The organism is Streptomyces corynorhini (assembly GCF_003346515.1).
GTDB lineage: Bacteria > Actinomycetota > Actinomycetes > Streptomycetales > Streptomycetaceae > Streptomyces > Streptomyces corynorhini.
Window position 1 is genome coordinate 1 of the sequence record NZ_QQNA01000461.1, and the last position, 1,289, is coordinate 1,289.

The following is a 1,289-nucleotide window of genomic DNA, read 5'->3' on the forward strand; positions in this document are numbered from 1 at the left end:
GACGTCCGCCCTGATGACACCCGGCCACATGACCTCCGCCCTCATGACCTCCGCAGAGGACACACCACCCACATGTACAAGATCTTCTTCCAGCTGGTCTTCCGTCGCATGGACCCCGAGCGCGCCCACCACCTGGCCGTCCGCTGGATCCGGTGCGCCGCCCGCGTCCCCGTCCTGCGCACCTTCGTCGCCGCCGCCCTCGCCCCGCGCTTCGAGGAGCTGCGCACCGAGGCGTTCGGGCTGCGGATGCACGGCCCCTTCGGTCTCGCCGCCGGTTTCGACAAGAACGCCGTCGCCGTGGACGGCATGGCGATGCTCGGCTTCGACCACGTCGAGATCGGCACGGTCACCGGCGAACCGCAGCCCGGCAACCCGCCCAAGCGCCTCTTCCGGCTCGTGCCCGACCGCGCGCTGATCAACCGGATGGGCTTCAACAACGAGGGCTCCGCGTCCGTGGCGGCCCGGCTGGCGGCCCGCAGAGCCGTCTTCCGCACCACCGTCGGCGTCAACATCGGCAAGACCAAGGTCGTCCCGGAGAGCGAGGCGACCGCCGACTACGTACGCTCGACCGAGCGGCTGGCCCGCCACGCCGACTACCTCGTCGTCAACGTCAGCTCGCCCAACACCCCGGGACTGCGCGGCCTCCAGGCCGTCGACCAGCTGCGACCGCTGCTCACCGCCGTACGGGAAGCCGCCGACCGCACCGTCACCGGCCGACGCGTCCCCCTCCTCGTCAAGATCGCGCCCGATCTGGCGGACGAGGACATCGACGCGGTCGCCGACCTCGCGGTGGAACTCGGCCTGGACGGCATCATCGCCACCAACACCACCGTCGCCCGCGACACCCTGGGCCTGGCCTCGGACCCCGCGCTCACCGCCGAGACGGGCGGGCTCTCGGGCGCGCCGCTCAAGGCGCGCTCCCTGGAGGTCCTCAGGCGCCTCTACGCGCGGGTGGGCGACCGCGTGACCCTGGTCGGCGTCGGAGGCGTCGAGGACGCCGAGGACGCCTGGCAGCGCGTCCTGGCGGGTGCCACGCTGGTGCAGGGCTACAGCGCCTTCATCTACCGGGGCCCGTTCTGGAGCCGCGCGATCCACCAGGGGCTCGCGGCGCGGCTCGCGCTCTCCCCGTACGCGACCCTCGCCGAGGCCGTCGGCGCCGACACCCGGAAGGTGACCGCGTGAACGCCCAGGATTCCCAGGCCCGCTCTGCGTCGGCATCGACCCGCACGGCTCGCTGCTCACGGACTGGGGGCTGACCGACGACATCGCGGGCCTGGAGCGCTTCACCC

The 1,289-nt window shown here is 72.6% G+C and carries 1 protein-coding gene and 1 pseudogene; both read left to right on the top strand.

Features of this window, described 5'->3' with window-relative positions; all coding sequences use genetic code 11:
- The first annotated feature begins 72 nt into the window (after positions 1 to 72).
- A complete protein-coding gene (locus tag DVH02_RS34505; protein WP_114627759.1) occupies positions 73 to 1,182 on the top strand; it encodes a quinone-dependent dihydroorotate dehydrogenase in 1,110 nt (369 codons plus the stop codon).
- Positions 1,183 to 1,198: 16 nt separating this feature from the next.
- A pseudogene (locus DVH02_RS34510) lies at positions 1,199 to 1,289 on the top strand (orotidine-5'-phosphate decarboxylase); the annotation flags it as partial.